The sequence below is a fragment of the Streptomyces sp. NPDC053069 genome (assembly GCF_044546895.1).
Classification (GTDB): Bacteria; Actinomycetota; Actinomycetes; order Streptomycetales; family Streptomycetaceae; genus Streptomyces.
This window is the reverse complement of sequence record NZ_JBITZN010000005.1, coordinates 206313-232839: the sequence shown is the minus strand read 5'-3', so window position 1 is coordinate 232839 and position 26527 is coordinate 206313. Positions and strand designations below refer to the sequence as shown.

Genomic DNA, 26527 nt, shown 5'->3' with positions numbered 1-26527 from the left:
GTGGCGCACCACCGGCTTCACGTTCCGTCGTTCCGGCTGCCGGGCCCGCCCGGAGCAGGTTGCACGCGTTGCCGAGCGGCCGAAAGCCGACGGCGCGTGGCTGACACCGTCGGCGACGGTGCGTCAGCATGAGCGCCATGTCCGAGAAGCTGAACACCCCGCGCCGGATCGCCGACGACTACGTCACGCAGGTCGCCGTCCTGGACCCCATGACCTCGGCGCGACTCGGCCTTGACGTCGAGGACGACCGGCAGCCGGACCTGTCTCCGCAAGGCTTCGAGGCGCTCGCCGAACTGGCCCGGCGAACACTCCTGACGCTCGACGCCACCGAGCGGAACGCGGAAAAGGACGGCGTGGTGTTCGAGGACGTCGAGCGGAACTGTGCCCGGTTGCTGCGGGAGCGGCTGACCGCGGAGCTCGCCCTGCACGAGGCGGGCGACCACTTCCGCCGGCTGAGCAACGCCAACTCGCCCCTGCACAAGGTGCGGAGCATCTTCACCCTCATGTCCACGGACACCGATGAGGACTGGGCGATGGTGGCCGGGCGGCTGCGCAACCTGCCCGGCGCGCTGGACGGCTATCGGGCGACCCTCACCGAGGGAATCGCCCGTGGGCTGATCTGCGCGCCCCGCCAGGCCCGCGCCGTCATCGGGCAGCTCGCCGCCTGGACCGGACAGGACGCCGGCGGCGCGAGTTGGTTCGCCACGTGCGTGGCCGGTGGGCCGGACCGGCTCCGGCCCGAACTGGATGCCGCCGCCGACCGGGCGACGACCGCGGTGGCCGGCTTCCGCGACTGGCTGCGCGGCACCTATCTGCCCGCCGCGGACGGCACCCCGGACGCCGTCGGCCGTGAGCGCTACCTGCGCTCGGCCCGCTGGGCCAACGGCGCCGACGTGGACCCGGCCGGGGCGTACGCCTGGGCCTGGGAGGAGTTCCACCGGACGGTCGCCGAGATGCAGGCCGAAGCCGACCGGATCCTCCCCGGCGCAAGTGTCCGCGAGACCATGGACCACCTGAACCGGCACGGGCACGCCATCGTGGGCGAGGAGAACATCCGCGTCTGGCTCCAGCAGGTCATGGACGAGGCGATCGACGCCCTCGACGGTACCCACTTCGACATCTCCGGACCCCTGCGCCGGGTGGAGACGAGGATCGCGCCCGCCGGCAGCGCCGGCGCTCCGTACTACACCGGTCCGAGCCTGGACTTCAGCCGCCCCGGCCGCACGTATCTGCCCACTCTGGGCCAACAGACGTTCCCCACCTGGCAGATCGTCAGCACCTGGTACCACGAGGGCGTCCCCGGTCATCACTTGCAGACGGCCCGATGGACCGCCGCGGCGGACCGCCTCAGCTCCTACCAGATCACGCTGGGCGCGGTCAGCGCCAACAAGGAGGGGTGGGCCCTGTACGCCGAGCGTCTGATGGACGAACTGGGCTTCTTCACCGACCCCGCCCGCCGTCTGGGCTATCTGGACAAGCAGATGCTGCGTGTCATCCGCGTGATCATCGACATCGGCATGCACCTGGAACTGGTCATCCCCGACGACTCCGGCTTCCACCCCGGCGAACGCTGGACGCCCGACCTCGCCACCTCGTTCATGGCCGCGCACCACGGCAGCGACACCGCCCGCCGTACCAGCGAGATCGACCGATACCTCGGCCGGCCCGGCCAGGCCATCGGCTACAAGCTGGGCGAGCGCGCATGGCTGCAGGGCCGTGAGGCCTCCCGCCGCCGCCTCGGCACCGGTTTCGACCTGCGCACCTGGCACATGAACGCGCTCAGCCAGGGCTCACTCGGTCTCACCGACCTGGCCGACAGCCTCGCGGCACTGTAGGGGCCTGAGCTCCTGTGCGGGCGGGTGCCGACCCAGCGGAACTGGGCGCATGTCCAGGAGCCGGCCGGGTGCGGCGGATGTGTCCCTCCGCGGCCGGCTGCTCGCCACCGGAGCGGGCAGGGCCCTCCCCGCGCCGATGGCGGCTTGCCGGATCCGCGGTGCCGGCGCGGATCAGCGGACCGTCACGTTGAAGACCGGTGAGGCCGTGCTGCCGCTGACGACGCGCAGGTCGTTCTTGCCCTTCAGGCCGAGCTTGACGCCCAGGGAGTAGGAGCCGTTGCGCGCGACGGGCGCGGAGGCGGGCACGCTGACCCACGTGCCGTGCTGCTTCTGCTGCAGGGTCACCTTGCTGCCAGGCGCGGACGGAGGATGCCGACGGCGTGGCGGTGATGCCGGCCTTGGGGGCCTGGGCCTTGTGCGCAACGGCGACGACCTTGAACTCGGAAACGTCCCCCACCGCCGACCCGTGGCCCGGGTACCTCGCCGAGCGCGGGCACCCGAACGCCCGCCGCATCGGCTGCGGCGTCGAGGGCATCGTCTACCGGCTGGGCGACGGCCGGGTCGCCAAGGTGTGGACCGGCCGGCCGCCGACCGCACTCACCCGCCAGGTGTATGCGGACCTTGCACAGCGCCCACTGCCGTTCGCCACCCCGGAGATCCTCGAAGTGCAGGAGCACCAGGGCGTCGTCGTCACGTACGAGCGCGAACTGCCCGGCGCCCCGATGCGGGGCGACTCCGCGCACGAGGACTACGAGCGAGAGCTGCCCGTCCACCACAAGACCGCGCTCCTTGCCGTTCTGCGTGGCCTCGCCTCGGTGCCGGGTACAGACGCGATGCGCCGGCTGACCGTGCAGGGCGACCACCGTCCGCTGTGGCAGGGCCACCACCGCTTCCAGGACGTGCTCGCGGCCTTGGTCACCCGCGCCCTGGCCCGGCACGGCGCTGCCCTGGCCGTGCAGGTGCCGGACTTCGACTCGGGAGTCGCAAGCACGCTGGCCACGCTCAGGTCGCTTCCCGACGCTCCGGTGACAGCGATCCACGGGGACCTCGTCCCGCCCAACATCCACACCGACGGTGCCGGACGACCGTCGCCGTACTCGGCTTCGGCTTCTACACCACGGCAGGCGATCCGGCATTTGAAGCAGCGGTCACCGCGGCCATCTGGGACATGTACGGCAGCTACGCCAAGGAGCACACCGCCGAACTCACCCGGCTCTTCGCGCAGCAACTCGGCTACGCGCCCGCCACCCTTGCCGTCTACCAAGCCGTCTACGCCCTCACCACCTACGATGTCTACGGCATGGACGACCGTGACGGACATTTCCGGTGGTGCGCCGAACAGCTATCCCACAACGCGGTGTTCAGCGCCAAGGTGTCCTGACTGCAGCCGCCTCGATCGAGATGCACCGCGCCGACCGCAAGGCAAACCGTCAGCGTGGCAGCCCCAGCGAGGGACGCGCCGGTCGCCCAGCGCTGCAGTTGGCGGCCGTGCAGGAGGTGGACGTCGCCCTGGCGGGCGGCCCACAGCACGTCTGCGCGGCTGAAGCCGCCGGGGTGGACGATGACCTGGATCGGGCGGGCGGCGCCCGGGCGGCCCGTCTCGAGGAGGGCCGTGCGCCAGTTCCGGTCTTCCTCGGCCGTTGCCCCGGAGCGGAACGCGACGTCCAGTTGGCGTCCCTGGCGGTCCCGGGCATGCAGGCGCCGCCTTCCCTTCTGCAGGGTCAGATCGACCACCTGCCAGCCGTCGCGCTGCAGGATGCGCGCCGCCGCCTCCGCCAACCCGCGCTCATCGAGCAGGGCGAGCTCCGCAGCGGTGTAACGGCCGCCGCGCCGGCGGACGACCGCACGGCGCACGCGCACGGCCACCACGGTGCCCGGAGCCAGCAGGATGACGCCGAGCGTTACTCCGAGGACGCCAGATGTGCGCTGAAGCCAGATGAGCAGGCACACGGTGCCCAGCGCGGCCAGACCGAGGCCCGCGAACGCGGGGAGAACCTCGCGGAGTTCGGGGCCGTACCGGCCCTGGGCCCGGAGTTCGGAGACCCTCTGCGTACGGCGCGTCCGGCGCGGACCGGGAACCGGCCCGCGCTGCCCCCGTTCCGGCAGCTGCGGCTGCTGCCACCTCGTCACCAGAGTCCACTCCCCACGGTCTTGTCCGTCCCCCTCGCGGCAGAGGTATCCGGTCACCACCGATCGCGCCGGCAGGGGACAGCCGTGGGCAACGATGTCATGTCTGGCAGGTGACAGGGTAGCCGGGTGTCGCCGAGCGCTCGGCCGAACCGGCCGCCCGCCTCGCCCCGCGCTGCGGCTCACCCCGGCCTGACCCGACCCGCCCACGCGTCGTCACAGGCTGGTGAGCAGGCCGTCGAGCGGGGCGGGTATGCGGTCGGGTTCGAGGGCTTCGACGAGTACCCGGCCGTAGCGGATCTTGCGGCCCTTCTTCGTGCCGAGGAAGCGCCGCAACTGCTGCTGTGAGGTTCGGCCCTGCTGTGCGGGCTGGCGCAGGAAGGTCCGCAGGGCGCGCAGGTCGCCCTCCGCCCGGACCAACTCCGCCACCCGCGTCACGCCCAGCGCGCGGATGAGCTCGTCCTCCAGATCCGCCGCGCAAACGAAGAACTCCTGCTGTGCCGCACCGGCCCGCTCCAAGCCCCGGGCGTAGTAACCACGCTCCCGCTCGTCGCACAGTCCCGTGAGGCGGAGACCCAGGCCGGACGGCCCGAGGAGGCGGGCGAAGCGTCCGACGCTCATCGCACCGCCCATCGCCAGGACGCAGACCCCTTCGGCCGCCAGGTTCCGGCCGCGGCTCGCGGCCAGCGCGTCGACCGCTGCGACGTCGCTCGGTCCTTCGAGCAGGACGGCCGCCCGGACGCGCAGCCGAGCGGCCAGCTCACGCGCGGGGTCGCCGGGGCCGCCGGCCGCCCATGCGGTGACCGCTTCCCGGAACGCCCCCATGTCCGCCATGGGACGAGTGTCCGCCCTCGCCGGCCCGCACGCGAGCGGATTTCCGTCGGCCGGTCGGTCGTCGGCGAGCAGTCGGCCCGACGGTCCGGATGAACGGGGAAGGGGCAGCGGGGGAAGCGCCGCCAGGGGCGGGCAGCCGGGTCGGGTGTCAGTGCCCGGTCGCATACTGACGCCCATGCGGATGACCGAGCACACACTCAAGCAGGCCTGGCACCGGATAGCCGCAGGTTCTGACCTGCTCGACGACGCCATGTTCCCGCCCACCGGCACATCACCCGACCAGTACGCAGGGCGTGCAGGCGATCAGGACCGCCTGTTCCTCGTCCTGGACGAAGACGGCACCGTGCGCGGCTACCACGGCCCCTACCGGGAGAGCTTCGCCTCCCGGGATCCCGACCAGGTGCTGTACTTCGTCGCCGAGGACGCGGTCCGCCGTCTCGCCGAGCACATCGTGGCCCACTCCCCCGGCCACGGCCCGGTCGCCAACCTCGTGACCGGGCAGGCCGGGATGCTCGACCGGATCGATCCCGCATGGGGGACCAGATTCCGCAGCGGCGGCGTGGACGGCACGCCGCCGGCACCGCCCTGCGGCCGCGACCCACTGGAACGCCTCGCCTGGATCGCCGGCTCGTGGCGCGAGCAGGACCCCTACACCAACCTCCTCTTCTTCCGCGGCGAGGGCATCAGCGCGGAGGACATCGCCCTGCTCCATGGAGCCGACCCGGAGCAGACCGCGACCGGGACACGGCTGTCGGACCTGCGCAGCATGGACGGCACCGGCCGCGACTACTGGGACATCGCCTGGGAGAGCCTCTGCTTCGGGCAGGCAGGAGACTGGGTGTTCCTGATGCACCACGAGACACCACCCGGGGCCCGGGCCGACAGTGCGGCGCTCTCCCGGCTCGGGGTCACCGAGACCGTGCAGCTGAGCGCCTGCAGCGCAAAGGCCATTTACACCTTCGACCACACCCGCGACGGCCGCCGCGTCGACGACGACTGGGGTGTTCCGGAACTGATCTGGTACGAACGTGGGCGTGCGCCCTACTACCGGGGTGGTCAACTCGACTTCCTCAACCAGGCCGTACGCCGAGCCGAACTGGACCACCCCGAGGTGACCAACGAGTTCGAGCTGTACTTCCACGCTCTCGACACGGCCCTCGGGCTTCAACTCCCCCAGCAGGCCATCCAGGACGGGTCGGTCCGCGCCGCGCAGTGGGCTCGCGCCGACAAGAGTGGCATCGGCGGCTAGGGCGTGCGTACGCGGGAAGGGCGTGCGGCCGGCCCCTACTGCTGGAGCTCCAGGCGCGCAGGAGGTGGACGCGGGAGTCGCCGATGTGGACGAGGGCCAGCTGGGAGCCGGTCCAGAGCATCGCGGTGAGTGTCGTGCCGGCCCCTTCGGGGGACGAGCCGGTTCCTGCGACGCCGAGCACGGCCTGCTTGGCCTGCTCGACGGCGTCTTCGAGGAGGTTGAGGAGAGTGCCTGCCGGGATGCTGTCGGTTTCCAGGCGCTTGAGCGCGTCGACGGCGGCCGCGCTCGCGGGGGCTCCTGCGCTGCCGAAGCCGTCGGCGACGGCGAGCAGGCGGGACCCGGCGTAGGCGGTGTCCTGATTGCTCTCGCGGACCAGTCCCCTGTCGGACAGGGCCGCGTAACGGATTCCCAGGGGCTGGGCGGTCTCGGCCATGGAAGGTTCCTTCCGGGTCAGGTGGTCGATGAGGAAGGTGGCCGGTCCCGCCGTGCGGCGATGTCAGCCTCCACATGAGCCCAGAACGCACGGATCTCCTGGGCCGCCGGGCCGGGCTCCAGCGTGCAGACGTGCTGGATCCGGGCCAGGGGCATGCCCAGGCGCCGCAGCCAGGCGACCAGTCGGGCCCGGCCGAGTTGTCCGGGTGCGTAGAGGCGGCACCCGGTCACCGGGTCGACGCGGGCAGGAGTCAGAAGGCCGAGGTCGTCGTAGAGACGCAGCGCCTTCGGTGACAGCCGGGACGCCTTCGCGAACGCCCCGATGGTCAGCAGTCCCATGCCCGCTCCTCCCCACGCCGAGCGCATCGCCCGGCCCCACCGATGCTGCGGCCTGCCCCAAGGTGAAGGTCAACCGCCGGTGCGGCCATCCGGTCGAGACCGTTCCGTGCCCCGGCTCAGGACCGCGTGGCGCATCGCCGCGTGATGGCCAGGGCTGCGGCCATGATGCTCAGTTGCGGGTTCACCTCCGGACAGCTCGGCAGTACGGAGCCGTCGGCGATCAGTACGCCGTGTACGCCCCGCAGGCGTCCTTCCGGGTCGGCCGGTGACCGCTCGGGGTCGGCGCCGGCCGCCGCCGTGCCCGTGGGGTGGAACGCGGACAGGTGGAGGTGGCGCGCGTTCACCCTGTCGAGCAGGGCGTCCAGTTGGGCAGGGGTCCGGGCGCGCGGGGCGTGGGGGACGCCCGTGAGCACCTCCTCCGCGCCCGCGGCGAACAGCAGGTGTCCCATGGCCCGTTGGGCCCGCAGCAGCCGTCCCGCGTCGCGCTTCGCCAGGTCGTAGCGCAGCAGCGTACGGTCGCTGCCGAGGACGCGGCCCGAGGGCCGGTCGGCGATCATGGCACCGAGGGTGGCCAGCCGCTCGGTCTGCTCGAGTTCGCGTCGGAGTTCGCGGCCGACGCCCGGCAGGACGAAGGAACTCATGCCGGGTGGCGCCGCGGTGGCCTCGATGAGGATGCCCTCGGCATGCAGGTGCTCCACTCCCACACTCTGCAGAACGCCCTTCCCACCGGCGACGGGGCGGCCGAAGCGTCCCGCGACGCTGATGGCGGGGTGGACGCTGAGGTTGTGACCGAGCCGCGGGTGTCCGCCCAGGCCGGAGCGACGCAGCAGCGGCGGCGTGTGCAGGGCCCCCGCGGCGACCACGACCAGCGGGCTGAGGATCTCCAGTTCACTGCCGTCCGGGCGGCGGGCCAGCACCCCGGCGGCCCGTGGGCCGCGCGGCCCGTCGCGGTCGGTGAGGACACGGCGTACGCGGGCGCCGGTCAGGATGCGGGTGCCCGCCGCGCAAGCCTCGGGAAGCACGGACAGCTGGACGCTCTGTTTGGCGCCGGTGGGGCAGCCCACGACGCACTGGCACGAGCCCCGGCAGCCAGGGGCGTTGCGCCGCAGGGGTGCGGCGGTCCAGCCGAGCCGCTCGGCGCCGGCGAGTGCGAGCAGCCCGTTGTCACCCAGGACGTCCAGCGGTTGGCGTGCCACCCGCAGGGCGTGTTCGACCTCGTCGAGGTGGGAATCGAAGCCCTCGGCGGCAGTGAATCCGTGCCGGCTCAGCCAGCGGGCGACGACGTGGTCGGGTGTGCGGTAGCAGGTGCCGGAGTTGACGACGGTCGTACCGCCGACCGCGCGGCCCACCGGCAGGACCAGCGGGGGGCTGCCCACGGCGATCGTCGCGCCCCCGTCCCGGTACAGGTCGACGAAGCGGTCCAGCGGAGCCCGTCGGGCGAACGACGCGGTGGTGTGGTACTCCCCCTCCTCGATCACGACGACGCTCATGCCGGCCGCTGCGAGCGTCCGCGCGGCCATCGCCCCGCCGGCGCCCGAGCCGACGACGACCGCGTCGGCGGTGGACCGCGCGGGCCAGTGGCCGGAGGGTGTGCAGTCGAGCGGCGGATCACCGGGGGCGGACACCGGGGGCGTGAAGTCGTGGTGCAGGGTCCGCTCGGTACCGGCGGCCAGCAGCACCGGCACCTTGACCGCGTCCAGCAGCGGCAGCAGCGCCCGGCGGGAGGCGAGCGACGCCATGACGTGCTGCCGCCCTGCCGCATCGAGCCCGGACAGTCGCCTGCCGGTACGGGCAACGGCGTAGGCGTCGATGGCCGCGGCCACCCCGCGCACCGCGAGCCGTGCCGGGGCGGGCATGGCGTCGAGCAGTGCCACGACGCGCCCGGGTACGGCCCGGGTCCACGCGGTGGTGCCGTCGTCGGCGAGGAGGGCGGCCACAAGTCCGTCCAGGGCTGGGGAGCCCGGGGCGGGGGACGTCGGTGAGTCCGGGTCGGGGGACATCGGGGACCTCATCGCTCACCCACCTCAGCATGGGCGGTACCCGACAGCCGCCAGACGGCTTCCGGCCGCCACCCGCCCCGCCAGCGTTCCAGGTGCACCTCCGCGTCCGCCCTCTCGCTGTTGCGGCACACCGCGGGGGAACCGTCCGGATCCGTGTAGCCGAGTGCGAGTGTCCGCTCCGGCGGCTGGGTCACCGTCACCCGGATCCGCCGCAGCCCGGCGCGGCCCTCGATCCGCCACTGCGGCAGGCCGATGTCCGCGCGGAACCGGCCCAGGCCCGCCCAGCCCACGGCGGACCGCTCCGCCCGCCGCGGCCACGTGCGCCCGTTTCGGTACAGGCGCAGGAACACCAGCGGGGGCAGCCTGTCCAGTCCTCGCCGCATCGACACCGCGGCGACGATCTCCAGGACGTCACCGCCGCCCAGGTCGGCGTGGAGCCAGGCCCAGCGGCGGGCGTTGCCGTGGCCGTAGATACGGGCGCTCGCTCCGGGCGCGTCCGCGAGCCGTAGCTCGCCGGTGCGGTGCCGGACGGTTCCGCCGTAGCGGGCGCGCGCTGCGGGCAGCATGTGCGAGGCGGGCAGCCACGGATGTCTCCAGGACCAGCGCGGAAAGGTGTACAGCGGCGGCCCCTGCGGCTCCTCCGAGAGCGCCCAGCTGAACGGGCCGGCCCGGCCGGTGAGACGGCCGGGGACGGCGCGGATGTCGTCGGTGCCGAATCCGTCGGGTCGCCGCTCCCAGGGGGTGGGGCCGAAGCGGGCGTGCTCCACCTGTCCGTCCTTGGGGAAGACGGCGGCCCAGCCGTGCGCGTGGGCGGGTGAGCCGTCGCTGGGCGCGACGAGCTCGTGGTGCAGCCAGACGCCGGTGCCCGTGGCCGGGTCGGTCAGGGTGGTGTACCAGACCTCCGTCCGCCCCGGCGTGCCGTCCCAGCGCGGCGCCGGCTCGGGGCCGTCGGCGGGCTCGGCCGCCCGGGGGAACCGGAAGCCGGCGAGGAAGGGCAGCAGGCCTGTGGCAAGGGGGAAGCGCAGGGTGCCCGCGCCGGCTCGGGCACCGTCCTCGTACAGCGTGTACGGCAGTACGGTCATGGAGGTCAGGGGACGCTGCCACGACACCGACTTCCAGCCGTCCAGCAGCAGGCGACGGCCCTCCAGGTCGAAGCCGATCCGGTAGCGGACCCTGCGGCGCGCCAGCGGTGAGATCTCCAACTCGCCCGTGATGCCGGGGTCGTCGGCGCGTCCGGCTATCCGGATCCGTCCCGTCAGCCGTGCCTGCGTCGTCCGGTGGGGCAGCAGCACCCGGTCGGCGCGGGCCACGAGGTCGAGCCGCACGGGGCGGTCGGTCTTCTCGCCGACGAGGTGTACCCGGCCCAGCATGGTTTCCCGGAACACTGTTCCGCGGGAGCTCACCGGGCGGCCTCCCCGCGTCCCGCGGACCGTGCCAGGCCTTCGAGCATGATGCGTTCCGTCGCCGACAGGTAGTCGCCGGCGGCGGCGCGGGCCGCGTCCGGGTCGCCGGCCGCCACGGCTTCGACCACGGGCGCCAGGCGGTCGCGAGCGGTGCGAGCGTCCTCGAAGGGCCCGACCAGGGCGGCGCGCACCGGCATGTACGCGTTGAACAACGTGTTGGTCAGCAGGACGTACACGCGGTTGCCCGTGGCACGGGCCAGTGCCCGGTGCACCTCTGCGTCCGCCAGCTGTGCCGGGTCGCCGCCGTCCGCCGCCCCGACGGCCGCCAGCAGCCCGCGCAGTTCGACGACCTGGTCCGCCGTGGCGCGGGCCGCGGCTCGTTCCGCGATCAACGCGCCTATGCTGCGGCGCACTTCGAAGATCTCGCCGATCCAGTCGGGGCTGTGGCGCACGAGCATCGGCAGCAGGTCCGCACCGCCCAGGCGCAGGAAGTCCCGTACGCGCGTGCCCACACCATGACGTGTCTCCAGCAGGCCGGCGTGCGCCAGCCGGCCGAAGGCGTGCTTGAGAGTGGTGCGGGTGACCCCGAATCCGTCGGCGAGTTCGCGTTCGGGCGGCAGATAGCTCCCGGCCGGATGGCGCCCGGCGAGGATGTCCTCGCGCAGCTTCCTTTCCAGTACGTCGACGATCGTCTCGCGTGGCAGTGCTTCCAACCCGGGCCTCCAACGACGCAGTGGTTCAGTGGCTGAGCCACTCAACCAATGACGGTCCATGGAGTCAATGGCTTCGGCAGCCGACCGGTATCACTCTGTTACTGACAGCCCGTCCTTGGAAAGGAAACCGGGTGGCCTCTGGAAGGGAGTGGCCCGTTGTCCTCCTCCGGCTTCCGTACGATTCCGGACTCCGCCGATGTGGTGATCGTCGGGGGCGGTGTCATGGGGGTGAGCACCGCGTTCCACCTCGCCGAGGCCGGTGTGCGGAACATCGTCGTCGTCGAGCGCGGCGACCTCGGCTGCGGCAGTTCGGGCAAGCCGATCGGCGGCGTGCGCGCCCAGTTCTCCGATCCGCTCAATATCGAGCTGGGCAACCGCAGCCTGCGCGCCTACCGGGAGTTCCCCCGGCGGCCCGGCGCCGACATCAGGCTCGACACCGTCGGCTATCTCTTCCTGCTCGACAGCGAAGAGCAGGCGACCGACTTCGAGGCCGGCGTCGAGCTGCAGAACAGCCTCGCCGTGCCGAGCCGCATGATCAGCCCCGACGACGCCCGGCGCCTGTGTCCCTACCTCAGCACCGACGGCCTCGTGGCCGCCGCGTACTCCCCCGCCGACGGGCACGCCCGCCCCGGACTGGTCGTCCAGGGGTATGCGCGGGCCGCGGCCCGGGCCGGTGTCACCCTCGTCACCCACACCGCGGTCGTGGGCATCGACACGGCCGGGAGCCGCGTCGTCGCGGTGCGCACCGGTCACGGTCGTATCGCATGCTCCACCGTGATCTGTACGGCGGGGGCCTGGTCGGCGCGGATCGGTGCCATGGCCGGCGTGGACCTCCCGGTCCGGCCCGTGCGACGGCAGCTGGCGTTCACCGAGCCGCTCGCGCCGCCCGTCCCGCGCATCCCGTTCACCATCGACTTCTCCTCGACCGCGTACTTCCACAACAGCGACGACGGTCTGCTGTTCGGGCTGGCCGACCCCGGCGAGGAGGACGGCTTCGACACCACATGGACCCCGGACTGGCTGGAGCTGTTCCGCACGGTCGCCCGCCACCGTGCCCCGGCCCTGGCCGGCCTGCGGACCGCAGGCGGATGGGCGGGACTGTACGAGGTCACGCCGGACCACAACGCGCTCATCGGCCGCTCCGCCGAGCTGCCCGGCTTCCTGTACGCCACCGGATTCTCGGGCCACGGCTTCCTCCAGGCGCCCGCGGTGGGCGAGGTGGTACGCGACCTGTACCTGGAGCGCGAGCCGTTCACCGACGTCTCCCCGCTCAGCGCCGACCGGTTCCGGCACGGCGCCGGGACCCGCCCCGAAGCCCACGTGGTGTGAACCCCGATCGAGAGGCGAACCATGTCGACGATCAGTCAGTGGCAGCTGCGGGCCGCCTTCGCGGCGCGGCTCTCGCAGATGTACGGGCAGGAGGTTCCCGCCTACAGCACGCTCGTGGACGTCTCGCGCGAGGTCAACGAGGACGTCCTGCGCGCACGGGGAGCCGACGCGGAACGCCTCGGGTCCATCGGCCGGGTGACCGCCGAGCGGCACGGAGCAATCCGCGTCGGCACACCGCGGGAACTGCAGCAGGCCGCCCGGGTCTTCGCCGCCCTCGGCATGCACCCGGTCGGGTTCTACGACCTGCGGGAGGCCGCGGCCGGCGCCGTCCCCGTAGTCTCCACCGCGTTCCGTCCGGTCGACGGCGAGGAGCTGGCACGCAACCCCTTCCGGGTGTTCACCTCCATGCTCACCGCGGCCGATCCCCGTTTCTTCGACACCGATCTGCGCCAGCGCCTGGAAACCTTCCTCGCGGCGCGCGAACTGTTCCCCCCGGAGCTGCTCGCGCTGGCCGACCGTGCGGCCGTCGAGCGGGAACTGCCCCAGCAGGAGGCCGAGCGGTTCCTGCGGCTCGCCGTGCAGGCCTTCGAGCTGTCGCCCGAGCCCGTCGACAAGGCCTGGTACGAGACCCTGGAGCGGATCTCCGCGGTCGCCGCGGACATCGGCGGCGTCCGCAGCACACACATCAACCACCTCACCCCGCGTGTCCTGGACATCGACGAGCTGTACCGGCGCATGACCGAGCGCGGCGTCGAGATGATCGACACCATCCAGGGCCCGCCGGCCTGGAAGGGCCCCGACGTCCTGTTGCGGCAGACCTCCTTCCGGGCACTGGCCGAACCCCGCGCCATGCGCACTCCGGACGGCGACGTCGTCAGCGGTGCCCTGCGGGTCCGTTTCGGCGAGGTCGAAGCCCGCGGCATCGCCCTGACCCGCCAGGGACGCGCCCTGTACGACGACCTCCTCGGCCGCGTCGACGAGCAGGCGGCCCGTAACCCCTCGGCAGCCCGCGGCGACCTGGCACGCGCCGTGTGGGAGCGGCACATGCCCGGCAGCGAACAGGAACTCGCCGCCGGGAAACTGGGGTACTTCACCTACCGGCCCGGTCCCGGCCTGCCGGGCGACGGCAGCGGGCCGCCCGCCGGCCTCGACGCGCTGCTGCGGCAGGGCTGGGTCACCGCCGAACCCATCGTCTACGAGGACTTCCTGCCCCGCTCCGCCGCCGGCATCTTCCAGTCCAACCTCAGCAGCGAGGGCACCCGCCACGACGACCAGCAGGGCGCCGCCTACGACGCCGCCTGGCTGTCCGGCGCCCTCGGCCGCGACGTCCTGGACCCCTACGCCCTCTACGAGCAGCAGCAGACCCGCTCCCTCACCCGCGTCGCCCGCGAGCTCGGCCTCCCGCACGTCCTCGGCTGACCGACCCCTCACCCCAAGGACCGCCATGACCAGCACCGCACTGCCCACCACGGACGACCTGCGCGCCCGCGCCCGTGCCGCCCTGGAGAACGTCGGCGCCGGCGTGCCCCGGGGCAGCGACCTGCACGCCCGTACACCCCTCACCGGCGAACACCTCTTCGGGCTGGCGGCGGCCACGGCCGCCGACATCGAAGAGGCCGTCGCCGCCACCCGTACGGCCTTCCTCACCTGGCGCACCACGCCCGCACCACGCCGCGGTGAACTGGTCCGCCGGCTGGGCGAGTTGCTGCGCGACCACAAGGGCGACCTGGCCGACCTCGTCACCATCGAGGCGGGCAAGATCCGCTCCGAAGCGCTCGGCGAGATCCAGGAGATGATCGACATCTGCGACTTCGCCGTAGGCCTGTCCCGACAGCTGTACGGCCGCACGATCGCCTCCGAACGTCCCGGTCACCGGCTGGCCGAGACCTGGCATCCGCTCGGCGTGGTGGGCGTCATCTCCGCCTTCAACTTCCCCGCCGCCGTGTGGTCCTGGAACACCGCCATCGCCCTCGTCTGCGGCGACACCGTGATCTGGAAGCCCTCGGAACGCACGCCGCTGGTCTCCCTGGCCTGCGACCACCTGCTCGCCCGCGCCGCCGACGAGGCCGGCGCACCACGGGACGTGCACCGCCTGCTGCTCGGTGACCGCGCGGTCGGCGGAAAGCTCGTCGACGACCCCCGCGTCGCCCTGGTCAGCGCCACCGGCTCCACCCGCATGGGCCGCGAGGTCGGCCCCCGCGTGGCCGCCCGCTTCGGCCGCAGCCTGCTGGAACTCGGCGGCAACAACGCCGCGATCGTCGCTCCTTCCGCCGACCTGGACCTCGCCGTCCCGGCCATCGTCTTCGCCGCGGCCGGCACCGCGGGCCAGCGCTGTACGACACTGCGGCGCCTCATCGTCCACCGTGACATCGCCGACACGGTCGTCGAGCGGCTGACCGCCGCCTACACCAGGCTGCCCATCGGCAACCCGTTCGACGACACCACGCTGGTCGGCCCGCTCATCTCCACCGAGGCGCTGGACGCCATGCGCGACGCGCTGTCCCGCGTACAGGCCCAGGGCGGCAAGATCCTGGCCGGCGGAAACCGGCGCCTGACCGAGGCCGCGCCCGCGGCGGCCTACGCCGAACCGGTCCTCGTCCGCGTCGGCGAACAGAGCGACGTCGTGCGGGAGGAGACCTTCGCACCGATCCTCTACGTCCTCACCTACGACACCCTCGACGAGGCGATCGCCGTGCACAACGACGTTCCCCAGGGGCTGTCGTCCAGCATCTTCACCCGCGACCAGCAGGAAGCCGAGATGTTCCTGTCCGCCGCCGGCTCCGACTGCGGCATCGCCAACGTCAACATCGGTACCTCCGGCGCGGAAATCGGCGGTGCCTTCGGCGGCGAGAAGGACACCGGAGGCGGCCGGGAGTCCGGCTCCGACGCCTGGAAGTCCTATATGCGCGCGGCCACCAACACCATCAACTACTCCAGCGAGCTCACCCTGGCCCAGGGCGTGAGCTTCTTTGCCGACTGACGTCGTGGACCAGGACAACCCGTGATCGCCTGCCGCCTCCCGCACAACGGTGCTCCGCCGTCGGGTCTCGACCAGCCGGTGAGCAGTTCGATCTTCGTCTACGCCGCGCTCCCGGCCCGGACCGGACCCACTCCTGTCGCCTCACTGCCGTGAGCGGCAGGCTGCCGCGTTCCCGGGGGGTGGGACGACCATCCCTACGCCTACCTGCTGGTCGGCACTCAGATCGTCGATCCTGCCGGCACGGCCCGCCGTCTCGTCGAGCCGGCCCAGGTTCCTCAGCGCGGTGCGGCGAAGAGCGGAGGGTTCAGACGGGCGAAGCCTTCCTGACGCTCGTAGGGGAAGTAGGGGTAGGGCGCCGGCCGATGGCTCGCCGCGTCGAGTTTCGCCATCTGCTCGGCAGTGAGGCTCCAGCCGACGGCACCGAGGTTCTGGCGCAGTTGCCGCTCATTGCGGGCGCCGATGATGACCGAGGACACGGTCGGCCGCTGGAGCAGCCAGTTGAGGGCGATCTGCGGCACGGCCTTGCCCGTCTCCTCCGCGATCTCCTCCAGGACGTCCACCACGCCGTAGAGGTGTTCGTCGCCGACCGGCGGGCCGTAGTCGGCGGTGCGGTGCAGTCGGCTGTCGGCGGGCAGCGGTACGCCGCGGCGGATCTTGCCGGTGAGGCGGCCCCAGCCGAGCGGGCTCCAGACGATCGCACCGAGGCCCTGGTCCTGGGCGAGCGGCATGAGCTCCCACTCGTAGTCGCGGCCGATGAGGGAGTAGTACACCTGGTGGGCCACATAGCGCGGGTGGCCGTTCTTCTCCGCGGCCGCGAGGGACTTCATCACCTGCCAGCCGGAGAAGTTGGAGACGCCGACGTAGCGCACCTTTCCCGCCTGTACGAGGGTGTCGAGAGTGGCCAGCACCTCTTCGACCGGTGTTCCGGCGTCGAAGGCGTGGAGCTGGAAGAGGTCGAGATAGTCGGTGCCCAGCCGGCGCAGGGCGTCCTCGCAGGCGGTGATCAGCCGGGAGCGCGAGGAGCCCGCGTCGCCCGGTCCGTCCCCCATCGGCAGGCTGGTCTTGGTGGAGACGATCACCTGGTCCCGGCGGCCTTTGATCGCCTCCCCCAGCACCTCCTCGGAGGCGCCGGCGGAGTAGACGTCAGCGGTGTCGAACATCGTGATGCCGGCGTCCAGGCAGATGTCCACGAGGCGGCGGGCCTCCTGGGCATCCGTCGTGCCCCAGGCGCTGAAGAGCGGCCCCCGGCCGCCGAAGGTGCCGGCCCCGAAGCTCAGCGCGGGAACCATGAGTCCGGACGCACCCAGTCGCCTGTATTCCATGTCAGATCCTTTCCGAAGGCCACGGACGGCAACTAACGGAGCTATAGTTCCGTTAGCAGTCACCAAGGTAGCAGGCCGTGGCGATTAATGGAACTGGAGTGCCGTTATGACTGGCGAGGCTGAGCCGGGAACCGTACGACCCGGAGGGCGCACGGCCCGGGTACGGGAGGCGGTGTTGCGGGCAGCCGAAGACGCGCTGACCGAACAGGGCTTCACGGGGCTTGACCTGGCCGACATCGCCCGGCGCGCCGACGTGGGCAAGACGACCGTCTACCGCCGCTGGGGAACGGTGACGGGGCTGGTGGCCGACCTTCTTGCGGACATGGCCGAGCAGTCCGCACCGCGCACCGAGACCGGCTCACTGCTCGGAGACCTCAAGGCCAACGCCCGACTGGTGCAGCGAACCCTCACGGACCCCCGGCAGGGGCCGCTGTTCAAGGCGCTGATCGCCGCGGCCACTGGCGATGCGAGAACGGCCGCGGCCCTGCAGCGCTTCTACGACATCCGCGTCGGCGAATGGGCGCCCTGCGTCCGGCAGGCCGTCGAACGGGGCGAGGTGCCCGAAGGCACCGATGACCGGGAGGTGGTCCGCGCCGTCTCCGCCCCGCTCTACTACCACCTGCTCATCAGCGGCGGCCCGCTCGACGAGGCCGCCGCCGACCGGGCCGCCGAGGCCGCCGCGATCGCCGCACGCGCGGGCGCGTACGTACGCAACGTTTAGTCCCGCGTGACGGGCAGTCAGTCCGGACAGCCACTGCGGCTTCGGTCTTCAGCGTTCAGGCCCGCGCCCCCGGCCCTGCCGGCCCTGTCGTCCCGCCGAGCGTGGTCGTGTCCTGCCTCCTGTGGGTCCAGGGCGCGCGAGGGCCGCGGTGGCGGCTGCGGTGGGTGGCGCTCGTGGCCAGCATCGCCAGGCCCAGGCAGAAGATGAGCGCCAGCGCGAGGCCGGAGCTGAACAGGGCCAGGCCATTCATCGTGGCGATGTCGTGGTCGAGGACGGAAACGGTGTATTCGGGCCCGCCGGACATGTTGCCGACGATCGCCAGGGCGGTGAAGGCGCCCGTGCCCGCGAGCAGGAGCAGTCCGAGGAACAGCATCCGAGTCATCTCCTCAGCAAACGTCTGCGACCGAACGGGTACCCGCGGCTCTATGGCCATACCGCCACCCGGCGCGTGCGCTCCCCCGCCCGGCACGAAGGGTGCATCCGGCACCGCTCCGTGCGCCGAGCAGCGTCAGCCGCAGTCGTCGGCTCAGCGGCGGGGCTCCGGCCGGGAGGCGGCGGCGCCGGGTGCGAGGCTGAGCACGCCGTCGGCGTCCACATCGATCCGTACGCCGCGGCTGATCCGGTCGAGGGTCGCGCGCAGCCATGCGCGGTCCCGGTCCGCTGCGGGTTCCAGCCGCATCCGCCGCGCCTGCAGGGGAAACATCCGGGTGCCGGTCGTACACCCGGTGTCCGCGTCCACCGAGACGAGGTAGCCGAGCCGGAGGTCGTCGCGGTACTCCTCGTAGCCCGAGATGCCCTCGTAGTCGTCGATGAAGTCACCGCAGCCGTAGAGGATCAGCCGGCCTCGGTACATCTCGACGGGGCGGGGGTGGTGCGAGGAGTGTCCGTGGACGATGTCGACGCCGCCGTCTACCAGGGCGCGCGCGAAACGCGTCTGGTCGCGCGGGACGAGGTAGCCCCAGTTGGATCCCCAGTGCACCGACACGACCACGATGTCGCCCGGCCGCTTCGACCGCCGCACCCGCCGGACGGCCTCCTCGGCGGCCGACGGCGACAGCTCACGGACGTAGGCGACGCCGGGCCGGTCCGGCGTCGCCGCCCAGCCGGACGGGATGCCGCTGGACAGTGCGCCGAGGGCGAGGACCAGGATGCGGCGGCCGGGACCGAGGGGGACCGCCACAGGTGCGTAGGCCTCGTCGGCGGTGCGTCCCGCGCCCGCCGTCCGCAGGCCGGCCCCGGCGAGCGAGTCCAGTGTTTCCTCCAGCCCCCGCCGGCCGAAGTCCAGCACATGGTTGTTGGCCAGTACGCACACGTCGGGCCGGGCCACCGTCAGAGCGGACAGGTTGGCCGGGTGCATCCGGTAGTGGACCGCCTTGCCCTGCGCAAAGTCGTCACTTACCGTGACAGCCGTCTCCAGATTGACGATCCGGGCGTCCGGGGCGGATCGGTCGAGCAGCCGCAGCGCTTCACCCCACGGCCAGGCCGGGTCGACGGGCGCGGGAATCGGGCCGCTGACGGCCTCGACCAGCTCCACGTACGACCGGGCATCCGTCATGTACCCCTCGCGCAGCACCGGACTTCCGGGGTGCGGAAGGATCTGGTCGACGCCGCGCCCGAGCATCACGTCCCCGCACAGGAACAGCGTCATCACACCGCCGCCCACAACCCCACACTAGGCTCGTTCTTTCGGACGTACGTTGTGCCGCACTGGACCTCGCGTCTTTCACCATGATCGGATGGCGTGAGGAGCAGGCCGTCGCCACGCCCGACGGTGACTGCTTCCAACTCGCCATCGAGGCCGTCGACTCGGGGGAACTGGTCGGTGCTGTCGGCTCGTACCACGCCGACCCGCGCGCGGGCTGGTTCGAGTACGGCATCACGATCGGCGCGGAACACCGGCGCAAGGGCTATGCGGCACAGGCCGCGGTGCTGCTGCTGCGCTTCATGTTCGCCGAGCGGCGTTTTCACCGGTGCGAAGCACGGATCTTCGCGCACAACGAGGCGTCGCTCGCGCTGCACCAGCGGTTGGGTTTCGTCGAGGAGGGCCGACTGCGCGATCGCGTGTTCCTCTCCGGCAGGCACCGCGATCTCGTCGTCATGGGGATGCTGTCCGAAGAGTTCAGCCGACGGCATCCGATGCACGAGGCACGAGGCACGACCTTCATCGACGGGCTGAGAGGCAACTGAGAGGTTGCCGTGCCAGGCTGACGCGCTCTCGCCCTCTCTGGAGTCCACTGATGAATCTGGTCAACGGTCTGCCCACCCATGTCCTGCTGGTCCATGTGGTCGTCGTGCTGATACCCCTCACCGCGCTGGCCCTCGCGACGGCCGCGCTGTGGCCGCGCGCCGGCCGGCGGCTGGGTCCCCTGCTGCCGCTGCTGGCTCTTGTGGCCCTGGTCAGCGTTCCGCTGACCACGCACGCAGGTGAGTGGCTCGAACAGCATGTGGACGACGACGCCCTGGTACGCCGGCACACCGAGCTGGGTGACGGACTGCTGCCCTGGGCCCTGGGGCTGTTCGTGCTGGCGGCGCTCGTGTGGTGGGCGGGTCGGAGTGCTCGGGCCGAGCGTGGAAAGGGCGGCGCCACGCGCTGGTCCGCCCTCCCGGTGCGGATCCTCGTGGGCGTGCTCTCGCTGACGGTTGCTGTGGGGGCGGTCGTGGACGTCTACCGGATCGGCGACTCGGGGGCGAAGGCCGCCTGGCACGACGCGTACTCCAAGACGCCGACGCGGTCACGGGGCGGCTCCTGATCCACGGGCGGCCGCGCGGACCCATCACTGCGCCGTTCCGGAGCGAGGCTCCCGCGCCATCGGCCTCGCCCATGATGCGTGCGCGAGCGGGCACGGAACCGCCACCGGGACCAGCCGTGCTCCGCGCGGCGGTCGTCCGGTGTCTCCGGCGCCGCAGACGTGGGTCGAAGGACCCCCCGGTCGGGCCCGAGCGGCCCGTGGCGTGGCGGGCCGGGCGGGCCCAGGCTGGACGCACAAGCCCATGGAAGGGAGCCGGTGCGATGACCTCCGCCACCACCTTGACCACGGCTCTTGCGCCCGTGCACCGCGAACGGCTGATGCGCCTCGCCCGCGAGGTCTCCTTCGAGGCCGGGACCCGCCTGTTCGAGGAGGGCCGGCGCGCCGACCGGTTCTGGATCGTCCGCACCGGAACCGTCGCCCTCGACCTGCACGTGCCCGGCCGCCGTCCCGCCGTGATCGAGACCCTGGGCCAGGGCGAACTCATCGGCTGGTCCTGGCACTTCGCGCCGTACATCTGGCATCTCGGCGCCGAGGCGATGAGTCCGGTGCGGGCCTGGGAATTCGATGCCGAGGCGGTCCGGGCCATGTGCGCCGGTGACGCCGAGTTCGGGCGGGCGACGGCGGTCTGGGTGGGGCGGGTGGTCGCTCAGCGGCTGCACGCCTCCCGGATCCGCTTGCTCGATCTGTACGCCCCCTACGGCAGCGGTGGCCTGACGTGACCGCTCGTCCGTGCGAGGAGGGGCTCTGCGGGCCGGCGCCGGGTCAGTGACGCGTGCCGTCGTCGCGGTGGGCCGCAGGGCGCTGCAACCGCCTACCCCACGGGCAGCGGGGCGTGCCACTCCAGCGTGGTACCGGCGTTGTCGTGGGTGGCCAGCTCCAGACGCCCGCCGAGTTGCTCCGCCCGCTCGGCCATGTTCCGCAGCCCGCTGCGCCGGCCGTCGGCCGGGATGCCGACCCCGTTGTCCGAGACCTTCAGGCGGACCTCACGGCCGTCGGTGGTCAATGCCACGTCGGCTCGGTCGGCGTGCGCGTGCCGGGCGATGTTGGTCAGGGCCTCGGAGAGCACGGCCACGACATGGTCGGCGATGTCAGGCGGCACATCGGTGTCGAGCAGCCCTTCCATGCGCACGCTGGGCGCGAACCCCAGGACCGCCGCGCCCTGACCGGCCACGTGGACGACCCTGACCCTCAGCCCGGTGCCACCGCCGCCCTCGCGGGCGCGCAGGCCGAAGATCGCCGACCTGATGATCTTTATGGTCTCGTCCAGGTCGTCCACGGCCCGCAGCACCCGCTCGGACGCCACCGGGTGCTCGATGAAGCGGCCCGCGCTCTGCAGCGTCATCCCGGTGGCGAAGAGCCGCTGGATGGCGAGGTCGTGCAGGTCCCGGGCGATCCGGTCGCGGTCCTGGAGCACCGCGATCCGCTGGGCGTCCTGGCGGCGCTCGGCCAGTTCCATCGCGATCGCGGCCTGCGCGGCGAACCCCAGCAGTGTCTCGGTCTCCTTGGGGGTGTACACCGGCCGGCCGACCTCGCGGGCCAGCAGCACCACACCTCGCACACCGCCCTCGCCGGTGCCGATGGGAACGGCCACGGCGGGGCCGAGCCCCTCGAAGCGCGGGGGCTCGGGAGAGACCCGCTCGTCGTGGCCGACGTGGTCGCTGCCGACCGGGGCGGCGGCGGAGAACGCCAGCCCCATCAGGGTGTCGTGCAGGGGCAGCACCAGTCCTCGGTGCGCCTCCGCGTCCACTCCGACAGCGATCTCCACGCTGAGCGAACCACTGCCCTCCAGGGGCATCGCGACCGCGGCCAGGGCCGAGCCGGAGATCTCCCGGGCGCGTTCGGCGATCAGGCCGAGCGCCTCGGCGGGGTCGCCTCCGGACATCAGGCGGTGGGTGATCTCCACGTTCGCCCGCAGCCAGCGTTCACGCAGCCGGGACTCCTCGTACAGGCGCGCGTTGTCGATGGCGACGCCCGCCGCCACGGCCAACGTGGACAGGACCGACTCGTCCTCCTCGTCGAACTGCGCCCCGCCCCGCTTCTCGGTCAGGTACAGGTTGCCGAAGACCTGGTCGTGGACCCGGATCGGCACGCCCAGGAAGCTGTTCATCGGCGGGTGGTGGTCCGGGAAGCCGTACGAGGCGGGGTGCTGGGAGATCTTCTCCAGGCGCAGGGGTTCCGGATGGCGGATCAGCTCACCGAGGATGCCGTGCCCCTCCGGCAAGGAGCCGATTTCGGCGATCTGCTGGGTGGTCACGCCGACGGTGTGGAACGCCGACAGGGTCTTTCCGTCGGGTCCGATGACGCCGAGGGCCGCGTATGCGGCGTCCACCAGCGTCGCAGCCGCCTCCACGATGGAGTGCAGGGCCTGTTCCAGGTTCAGTTCGCGGCCGACGGCGAGGACCGCTCCCAGCAGGCTGTGCACACGGTCCCGGGTGCCGCGGGCGGCGTCGATCCTGGCCTGCAGTTCCTCCAGCAGTTCATCGAGCTTCAGCTGCGGCAGCAGTACGCGGAGCTCCTCCGGGGTTTCCACCGTGCTCCTCCCGGTCCCTCGGCGCACGCGTCCGACGCCGCCGGAACGCCACCACTGTATCCCTCTGCCATCGGCACGGTCAGCCGACCACCTCACCGGGACGCCCCGGGTGCGCCCGCCGCCCGCGGCCCGGCCGCGCCCCCTCCGGAGGACCGGGTGCACCTCCCGGGCCGTCCGGTCCGCGGCCGACGCCCGGCCGCCCCGCCCGGCGGCAAGGGCGCCCGTCCGGCCGAGACGACCCGGCCGACCGGGCGGTACCGCCGGGGTTCACCGTCACACGCGGGCCGGCAACCCGATGCGCGCGGTCCACGCCGATGGCACGGGCGGGCCGGACGGACCGTTGGCCGGGGCCGGATGGCCCTTCCGCCGCTCCCTGCGGCGCGGGTTCGCTTTTCCCATGTCCGAGAACGACGCCGCTCGCCCGCCGGACCACCCCGCACGGGAGGTGGTCGTGGCCCATGGCGTGGCAGACGGGACCACGTTCGTCTCCCTGCAGGGCGAGATAGACGTGCTGACCGCGTCCGCGCTGGGCGAACGACTCGATGCGCTCACGGCCGGCTCACGCCCCGATCTGGTGCTGGACCTGCGACTGGTCACCTTCATCGACTGCACCGGCATCGGTGTCCTGTGCCGCGCGCGCAACCGGACGCTCGCCCGGCGGGGCCGGCTGCGCCTGGTCACGGAGAGTGCGGTCTTCCGTCGGATGCTACGGGCCACGGGACTGTGGGGGGTCTTCGAAGTGCACACCCGGCTCCCGCTGCCTCTGCCCGAGGCCAGTGGCTCGTGACGATGGCGCACGGCCCGGCAGTCCGCGTCGAAGCCGGCCTGTTCGCCGTGCGGCGCGTGGACGTGACACCACCGCAGGGCCCTGCGCACACGACGGTCCCCGACGTCAGGTGGATTCGGGTACCACGGCCACCGGGCACGCGGCGTGGTGCAGCAGTCCGTGGGTGACGGAGCCGAGGTGGAGTACGTGGTGACCGTGCCGGCGCCGGGCGCCGACGACGAGCAGGTCGGCGTCGTAGGACGCGGCGATCAGGGCGTCGCGGGGGTTGCCCTCGACGGTGCGGCGCTCCACTTCGAGGCCGGACGGTGCGTCGCGCAGGGCTTCCTCCACCACCTCGGCGGCCTCCCGCTGGTCGAGATGCGCCGGCTCGCCGACGAGCAGAGGATGCCCCGTGGTCGTGTGCACGGGGCGACGCCAAGCCCGTACGGCTGCCAGGGCCACGCCACGCAGCCGGGCCTCCTCGGTCGCGAACCGTACGGCCGCCGAGCCCGCCGGTTTCCCGCAGACGCCGAGGACGATACGGCCGTGGATCCCGGCGCGCGCCTGGTTGTCGTGGCTGCCGCGCAGCACGATCACCGGGCAGTGCGCGTGCCCTGCGACCGTCAGGCTGACCGAGCCGAGGAGCGCCTCCGTGATCCCTCTGCGCCCTCGGGACCCCACGACCATGGCGAGGGCCGTGCGGCTCTCCCTGACGAGCCCGTGCTCCGCTTCCTCGGGCAGCACGTCGGTGGTGACCTTCAGGCCCGGTTGGCGGCGCTCTGCGCGGTGGCGGGCGACGCCGACGACATCCAGGGCCATGACCTCCTCCAACGGCTTGTCCAGTTCCTGGGCGAGCAGGGCGCCTTCGTACCGTTCCCACAGCGAGGCATGGACCAGCCTGAGTGGCTCCCCGCGCAGGGCGGCCTCGTCGGCCGCCCAGTCCACGGCCCGCAGGCTCGGCTCGGATCCGTCCACTCCGACGACGATCGGCAGGTTCATCGGGCTCACCTGTGTCTCAGTCGTGCGCGACCACGGCCACGGGCGCGACGACGTGGTGCAGAACGGCGTGGGTGACATGCCCGATGTGCGCACCGAGCGGGCTGATACGGATGCGCCGGCCGACGACGGTGAGCGAAGCGTCGCGGGAAGCGTTGACGAGGGCCTGTGCGGGGCTGCCGCAGCGGCTGGCCTCGATCACCGGGACGTTCGGGTACTTCTGCCGCCAGGGACGCAGTACCTCGGTCAGCGTGGTGGCCTGCCGGCGCGCGAGCGAGCCGCGGAGTTCCTCGTCGCCGTAGAAGCGATAGAAGGAGGTGGGCGGCTCGCTCCAGCCGTGGACGACCCTGAGGGGCGCATCCCGGAGCGCGGCGGCGTCGAAGGCGAAGTCGAGGAGCGCCTCGGCCGGGTCGCCGGTGTCGAGGCCGAGGACGACGGGCCGGAAGGGGGTCGCGGCCGACGGCACACCCGCCGGGTCCGTCCGGTGTTCGTCGGCGGCCTGCTCTCCGGCCCGGACCAGCACCACCGGGTGGGCGGTGTGCGCGATGACGGACAGGCTGACCGAGCCGACCAGGAATCCTCCGATGCCGCCGACGCCGCGTGAGCCGAGCACCAGAAGCTCTGCGGCGTCCGCCGCCTCGGCCAGAGCCTCGGCCGGGTCGCCGGTCACTCGGTCAGTGATCACCTCCAGGCCCGGGTGGCGCAGCCCGATGCCCTCCGCAGCCTCGGCCGGAATCCTCTCGGACCAGTCCTGGCCGGTTTCGGCGCCGAGCAGAGCTGCCTGGGCCACGGGCACGGGAACGGGGTCGAAGACGTGCAGCATCTTCAGCGGCAGGGCACGCAGCCGTGCTTCACGGGCCGCCCATTCGGCGGCGGCCCGGCTCTCGGGCGAGTCGTCGAGACCTACGGTGACGGTTCGGGTCATGGTGTCCACCTCCCGGGGCGTGTGATCCGATACCAGCGTGCTGACATGGCCGTCGCGGGATCAGGGGCCGCAGGTCCCTGTGCCGGGCCGACCGGCCCTGGTACCCGGGACCCGAGGGCCGGGCGGCCCTGGCCACGGCTTCTTCAAGGTGATCGTGCGCCTGATGCCAGAGTGGCGGGTCAGCGCTCCGCGCGCGACGACCATGGAGCAACTGGGGCCGGTCGGCCCTAGTCTGGCGGCGGCGGACACGTGATGATCGGCCGCATGGGCAGTCCGCAGTCCGTCCGCCCCCGGGGAACGAGAGGTCCTGATGACCGAAGCACGCTCCTTCAGCGAGCAGGACCCGATCCGCGTGTTCCTGCTGGACGACCATGAGGTCGTGCGACGGGGTCTGACCGACCTGCTCGACGCCGAACCGGACATCCGCGTGGTGGGCGATGCCGACACCGCCGAGCACGCGCTCGCCCGGGGCCCCGCGCTGCGCCCGCACGTCGCCGTGCTCGACGTCCGCCTGCCCGACGGTGACGGCATCACGGTCTGCCGGGAGCTGCGCGACAGCATGCCCGAGCTGGCGTGCCTGATGCTGACCTCGTTCGACGACGAGGAAGCGCTGCTGGACGCGATCATGGCCGGAGCCTCCGGCTACGTCCTGAAGCAGATCAGGGGCTCCGATCTGGTGTCGGCGGTCCGCACCGTCGCCTCGGGACAGTCGATGCTGGACCCCGCGACCACGGCCCGCCTCATGCGGTCCCTGCGGGCCGACCCGGCCGCGGCTCCCTCGGTGCCGCCCGAGCTGGCCGGCCTGTCTCCACGGGAACGCGACATCCTGGCGTTGATCGGCGACGGTCTGACCAACCGCGAGATCGGCAAGAAGCTGTACCTGTCGGAGAAGACCGTCAAGAACCACATCTCGCGCCTGCTGGCCAAACTGGGCGTGCAGCGCCGGGTCCAGGCGGCGGTCCTCGCTTCTCACCTGGAGCCACAGGAGTCGGCGGGGAACTCGGAGCGCTGAGCTCTCCTGAGTGCCGTTCGGCCGCACTCGGCCGGGTACCCGGCCGGTGATGCCGGAAGGTGACATTGCGGACGGGGAGGACCATGAAGAAGCGCACACACGCCGGCCGCCGTGCAGAGCACGCCCGCTGCGGTGCCCGTTTGCCGCCGACCACGAGGGCGCGTCGACCGGCCGCACGTCCGGCTGCCGGCTCCGTCCGCGTCGGGGTCCGCGGTGCGGACGGCGACTGGATACTGCTGCCCGACGGCACCTGGCGGCGTGTCG

Annotated in this window: 24 protein-coding genes and 2 pseudogenes; 13 read left to right on the top strand and 13 right to left on the bottom strand. The window is 72.4% G+C overall.

The window, feature by feature from the left end; all coding sequences use genetic code 11:
• Positions 1 to 137: 137 nt before the first annotated feature.
• Entirely contained in the window at positions 138 to 1835 is a 1698-nt protein-coding gene (locus tag ACIGXP_RS13645; RefSeq protein ID WP_399767747.1) for a DUF885 domain-containing protein, read from the top strand.
• A gap of 171 nt (positions 1836 to 2006) precedes the next feature.
• On the opposite strand, the gene ACIGXP_RS13640 is transcribed toward ACIGXP_RS13645, so the two are convergent.
• Positions 2007 to 2180 (bottom strand): hypothetical protein, encoded by a 174-nt coding sequence (locus ACIGXP_RS13640; RefSeq protein WP_399767744.1) that lies wholly within the window; start codon positions 2178 to 2180, stop codon positions 2007 to 2009.
• 44 nt (positions 2181 to 2224) lie between these two features.
• Between ACIGXP_RS13640 and ACIGXP_RS13635 the strand changes: the two are divergent.
• Positions 2225 to 2857, top strand: a pseudogene (locus ACIGXP_RS13635) (aminoglycoside phosphotransferase family protein); the annotation flags it as partial.
• A 146-nt stretch (positions 2858 to 3003) separates the two neighbouring features.
• The gene (locus ACIGXP_RS13630; RefSeq protein ID WP_399768446.1) at positions 3004 to 3216 is read left to right on the top strand and encodes a hypothetical protein; all 213 of its coding nucleotides are present in this window, start codon (positions 3004 to 3006) and stop codon (positions 3214 to 3216) included.
• Here the strand turns inward: ACIGXP_RS13630 and ACIGXP_RS13625 are convergent.
• Both ACIGXP_RS13625 and ACIGXP_RS13620 read right to left on the bottom strand, forming a co-directional pair.
• Positions 3129 to 3965 (bottom strand): hypothetical protein, encoded by an 837-nt coding sequence (locus ACIGXP_RS13625; protein ID WP_399768445.1) that lies wholly within the window; start codon positions 3963 to 3965, stop codon positions 3129 to 3131. The genes ACIGXP_RS13630 and ACIGXP_RS13625 overlap by 88 nt on opposite strands.
• A 213-nt stretch (positions 3966 to 4178) precedes the next feature.
• Positions 4179 to 4796 (bottom strand): TOPRIM nucleotidyl transferase/hydrolase domain-containing protein, encoded by a 618-nt coding sequence (locus ACIGXP_RS13620; RefSeq protein ID WP_363220936.1) that lies wholly within the window; start codon positions 4794 to 4796, stop codon positions 4179 to 4181.
• Between the two features lie 175 nt (positions 4797 to 4971).
• Here ACIGXP_RS13620 and ACIGXP_RS13615 point away from each other — a divergent pair, with 175 nt between their 5' ends.
• A complete protein-coding gene (locus tag ACIGXP_RS13615) occupies positions 4972 to 6045 on the top strand; it encodes a hypothetical protein (RefSeq protein WP_399767741.1) in 1074 nt (357 codons plus the stop codon).
• A 55-nt stretch (positions 6046 to 6100) separates the two neighbouring features.
• On the opposite strand, the pseudogene ACIGXP_RS13610 reads toward ACIGXP_RS13615, so the two are convergent.
• The 4 genes and pseudogenes from ACIGXP_RS13610 to ACIGXP_RS13595 all read right to left on the bottom strand — a co-directional run.
• A pseudogene (locus tag ACIGXP_RS13610) lies at positions 6101 to 6816 on the bottom strand (MerR family transcriptional regulator); the annotation flags it as partial.
• Positions 6817 to 6932: 116 nt separating this feature from the next.
• Positions 6933 to 8828 (bottom strand): GMC family oxidoreductase N-terminal domain-containing protein, encoded by a 1896-nt coding sequence (locus ACIGXP_RS13605; protein WP_399767738.1) that lies wholly within the window; start codon positions 8826 to 8828, stop codon positions 6933 to 6935.
• A complete protein-coding gene (locus ACIGXP_RS13600; RefSeq protein ID WP_399767736.1) occupies positions 8825 to 10219 on the bottom strand; it encodes a hypothetical protein in 1395 nt (464 codons plus the stop codon). The genes ACIGXP_RS13605 and ACIGXP_RS13600 overlap by 4 nt, the downstream gene beginning before the upstream one ends.
• Positions 10216 to 10932, bottom strand: a complete 717-nt coding sequence (locus ACIGXP_RS13595) for an FCD domain-containing protein (RefSeq protein ID WP_363220667.1) — start codon at positions 10930 to 10932, stop codon at positions 10216 to 10218. The genes ACIGXP_RS13600 and ACIGXP_RS13595 overlap by 4 nt, the downstream gene beginning before the upstream one ends.
• Positions 10933 to 11088: 156 nt before the next feature.
• On the opposite strand from ACIGXP_RS13595, the gene ACIGXP_RS13590 reads away from it, so the two are divergent.
• From ACIGXP_RS13590 to ACIGXP_RS13580, 3 genes are read left to right on the top strand one after another with little or no spacing between them, the layout of a single operon-like run.
• Positions 11089 to 12261: an NAD(P)/FAD-dependent oxidoreductase gene (locus ACIGXP_RS13590; protein ID WP_399767733.1), complete on the top strand. Its 1173-nt coding sequence runs from the start codon at positions 11089 to 11091 to the stop codon at positions 12259 to 12261.
• A 21-nt stretch (positions 12262 to 12282) separates the two neighbouring features.
• Positions 12283 to 13680: a 2-oxoadipate dioxygenase/decarboxylase family protein gene (locus ACIGXP_RS13585; RefSeq protein WP_399767730.1), complete on the top strand. Its 1398-nt coding sequence runs from the start codon at positions 12283 to 12285 to the stop codon at positions 13678 to 13680.
• Between the two features lie 25 nt (positions 13681 to 13705).
• Positions 13706 to 15241, top strand: coding sequence for an aldehyde dehydrogenase family protein (locus tag ACIGXP_RS13580; protein ID WP_399767727.1), 1536 nt, complete (start codon positions 13706 to 13708; stop codon positions 15239 to 15241).
• Between the two features lie 275 nt (positions 15242 to 15516).
• On the opposite strand, the gene ACIGXP_RS13575 is transcribed toward ACIGXP_RS13580, so the two are convergent.
• Positions 15517 to 16563, bottom strand: coding sequence for an aldo/keto reductase (locus tag ACIGXP_RS13575; protein WP_363220910.1), 1047 nt, complete (start codon positions 16561 to 16563; stop codon positions 15517 to 15519).
• A gap of 106 nt (positions 16564 to 16669) precedes the next feature.
• Between ACIGXP_RS13575 and ACIGXP_RS13570 the strand changes: the two genes are divergently transcribed.
• Positions 16670 to 17284, top strand: coding sequence for a TetR/AcrR family transcriptional regulator (locus ACIGXP_RS13570; protein WP_399767723.1), 615 nt, complete (start codon positions 16670 to 16672; stop codon positions 17282 to 17284).
• Positions 17285 to 17339: 55 nt separating this feature from the next.
• On the opposite strand, the gene ACIGXP_RS13565 is transcribed toward ACIGXP_RS13570, so the two are convergent.
• The gene (locus tag ACIGXP_RS13565; protein ID WP_399767720.1) at positions 17340 to 17666 is read right to left on the bottom strand and encodes a hypothetical protein; all 327 of its coding nucleotides are present in this window, start codon (positions 17664 to 17666) and stop codon (positions 17340 to 17342) included.
• Positions 17667 to 17810: 144 nt separating this feature from the next.
• Positions 17811 to 18947, bottom strand: a complete 1137-nt coding sequence (locus ACIGXP_RS13560; RefSeq protein WP_399767717.1) for a CapA family protein — start codon at positions 18945 to 18947, stop codon at positions 17811 to 17813.
• A gap of 65 nt (positions 18948 to 19012) precedes the next feature.
• On the opposite strand from ACIGXP_RS13560, the gene ACIGXP_RS13555 reads away from it, so the two are divergent.
• The 3 genes from ACIGXP_RS13555 (at position 19013) to ACIGXP_RS13545 (ending at position 20753) form a co-directional block, all read left to right on the top strand.
• Entirely contained in the window at positions 19013 to 19471 is a 459-nt protein-coding gene (locus ACIGXP_RS13555; RefSeq protein ID WP_399767714.1) for a GNAT family N-acetyltransferase, read from the top strand.
• A 50-nt stretch (positions 19472 to 19521) separates the two neighbouring features.
• A complete protein-coding gene (locus tag ACIGXP_RS13550; protein WP_399767711.1) occupies positions 19522 to 20034 on the top strand; it encodes a DUF2231 domain-containing protein in 513 nt (170 codons plus the stop codon).
• Between the two features lie 260 nt (positions 20035 to 20294).
• Positions 20295 to 20753: a cyclic nucleotide-binding domain-containing protein gene (locus ACIGXP_RS13545; protein ID WP_363220550.1), complete on the top strand. Its 459-nt coding sequence runs from the start codon at positions 20295 to 20297 to the stop codon at positions 20751 to 20753.
• Positions 20754 to 20845: 92 nt separating this feature from the next.
• Here ACIGXP_RS13545 and ACIGXP_RS13540 read toward each other — a convergent pair whose 3' ends face one another.
• On the bottom strand, positions 20846 to 22564 hold the full coding sequence (locus ACIGXP_RS13540) for a GAF domain-containing protein (protein ID WP_399767709.1): 1719 nt from the start codon (positions 22562 to 22564) through the stop codon (positions 20846 to 20848).
• Positions 22565 to 22961: 397 nt separating this feature from the next.
• On the opposite strand from ACIGXP_RS13540, the gene ACIGXP_RS13535 reads away from it, so the two are divergent.
• A complete protein-coding gene (locus ACIGXP_RS13535) occupies positions 22962 to 23351 on the top strand; it encodes an STAS domain-containing protein (RefSeq protein WP_399767706.1) in 390 nt (129 codons plus the stop codon).
• Between the two features lie 105 nt (positions 23352 to 23456).
• On the opposite strand, the gene ACIGXP_RS13530 is transcribed toward ACIGXP_RS13535, so the two are convergent.
• Both ACIGXP_RS13530 and ACIGXP_RS13525 read right to left on the bottom strand, forming a co-directional pair.
• Positions 23457 to 24329: a universal stress protein gene (locus ACIGXP_RS13530; protein WP_399767703.1), complete on the bottom strand. Its 873-nt coding sequence runs from the start codon at positions 24327 to 24329 to the stop codon at positions 23457 to 23459.
• Positions 24330 to 24345: 16 nt separating this feature from the next.
• Positions 24346 to 25251, bottom strand: coding sequence for a universal stress protein (locus ACIGXP_RS13525; protein WP_399767700.1), 906 nt, complete (start codon positions 25249 to 25251; stop codon positions 24346 to 24348).
• 310 nt (positions 25252 to 25561) lie between these two features.
• Here ACIGXP_RS13525 and ACIGXP_RS13520 point away from each other — a divergent pair, with 310 nt between their 5' ends.
• Positions 25562 to 26263, top strand: coding sequence for a response regulator (locus tag ACIGXP_RS13520; RefSeq protein ID WP_399767697.1), 702 nt, complete (start codon positions 25562 to 25564; stop codon positions 26261 to 26263).
• Positions 26264 to 26527: the final 264 nt, after the last annotated feature.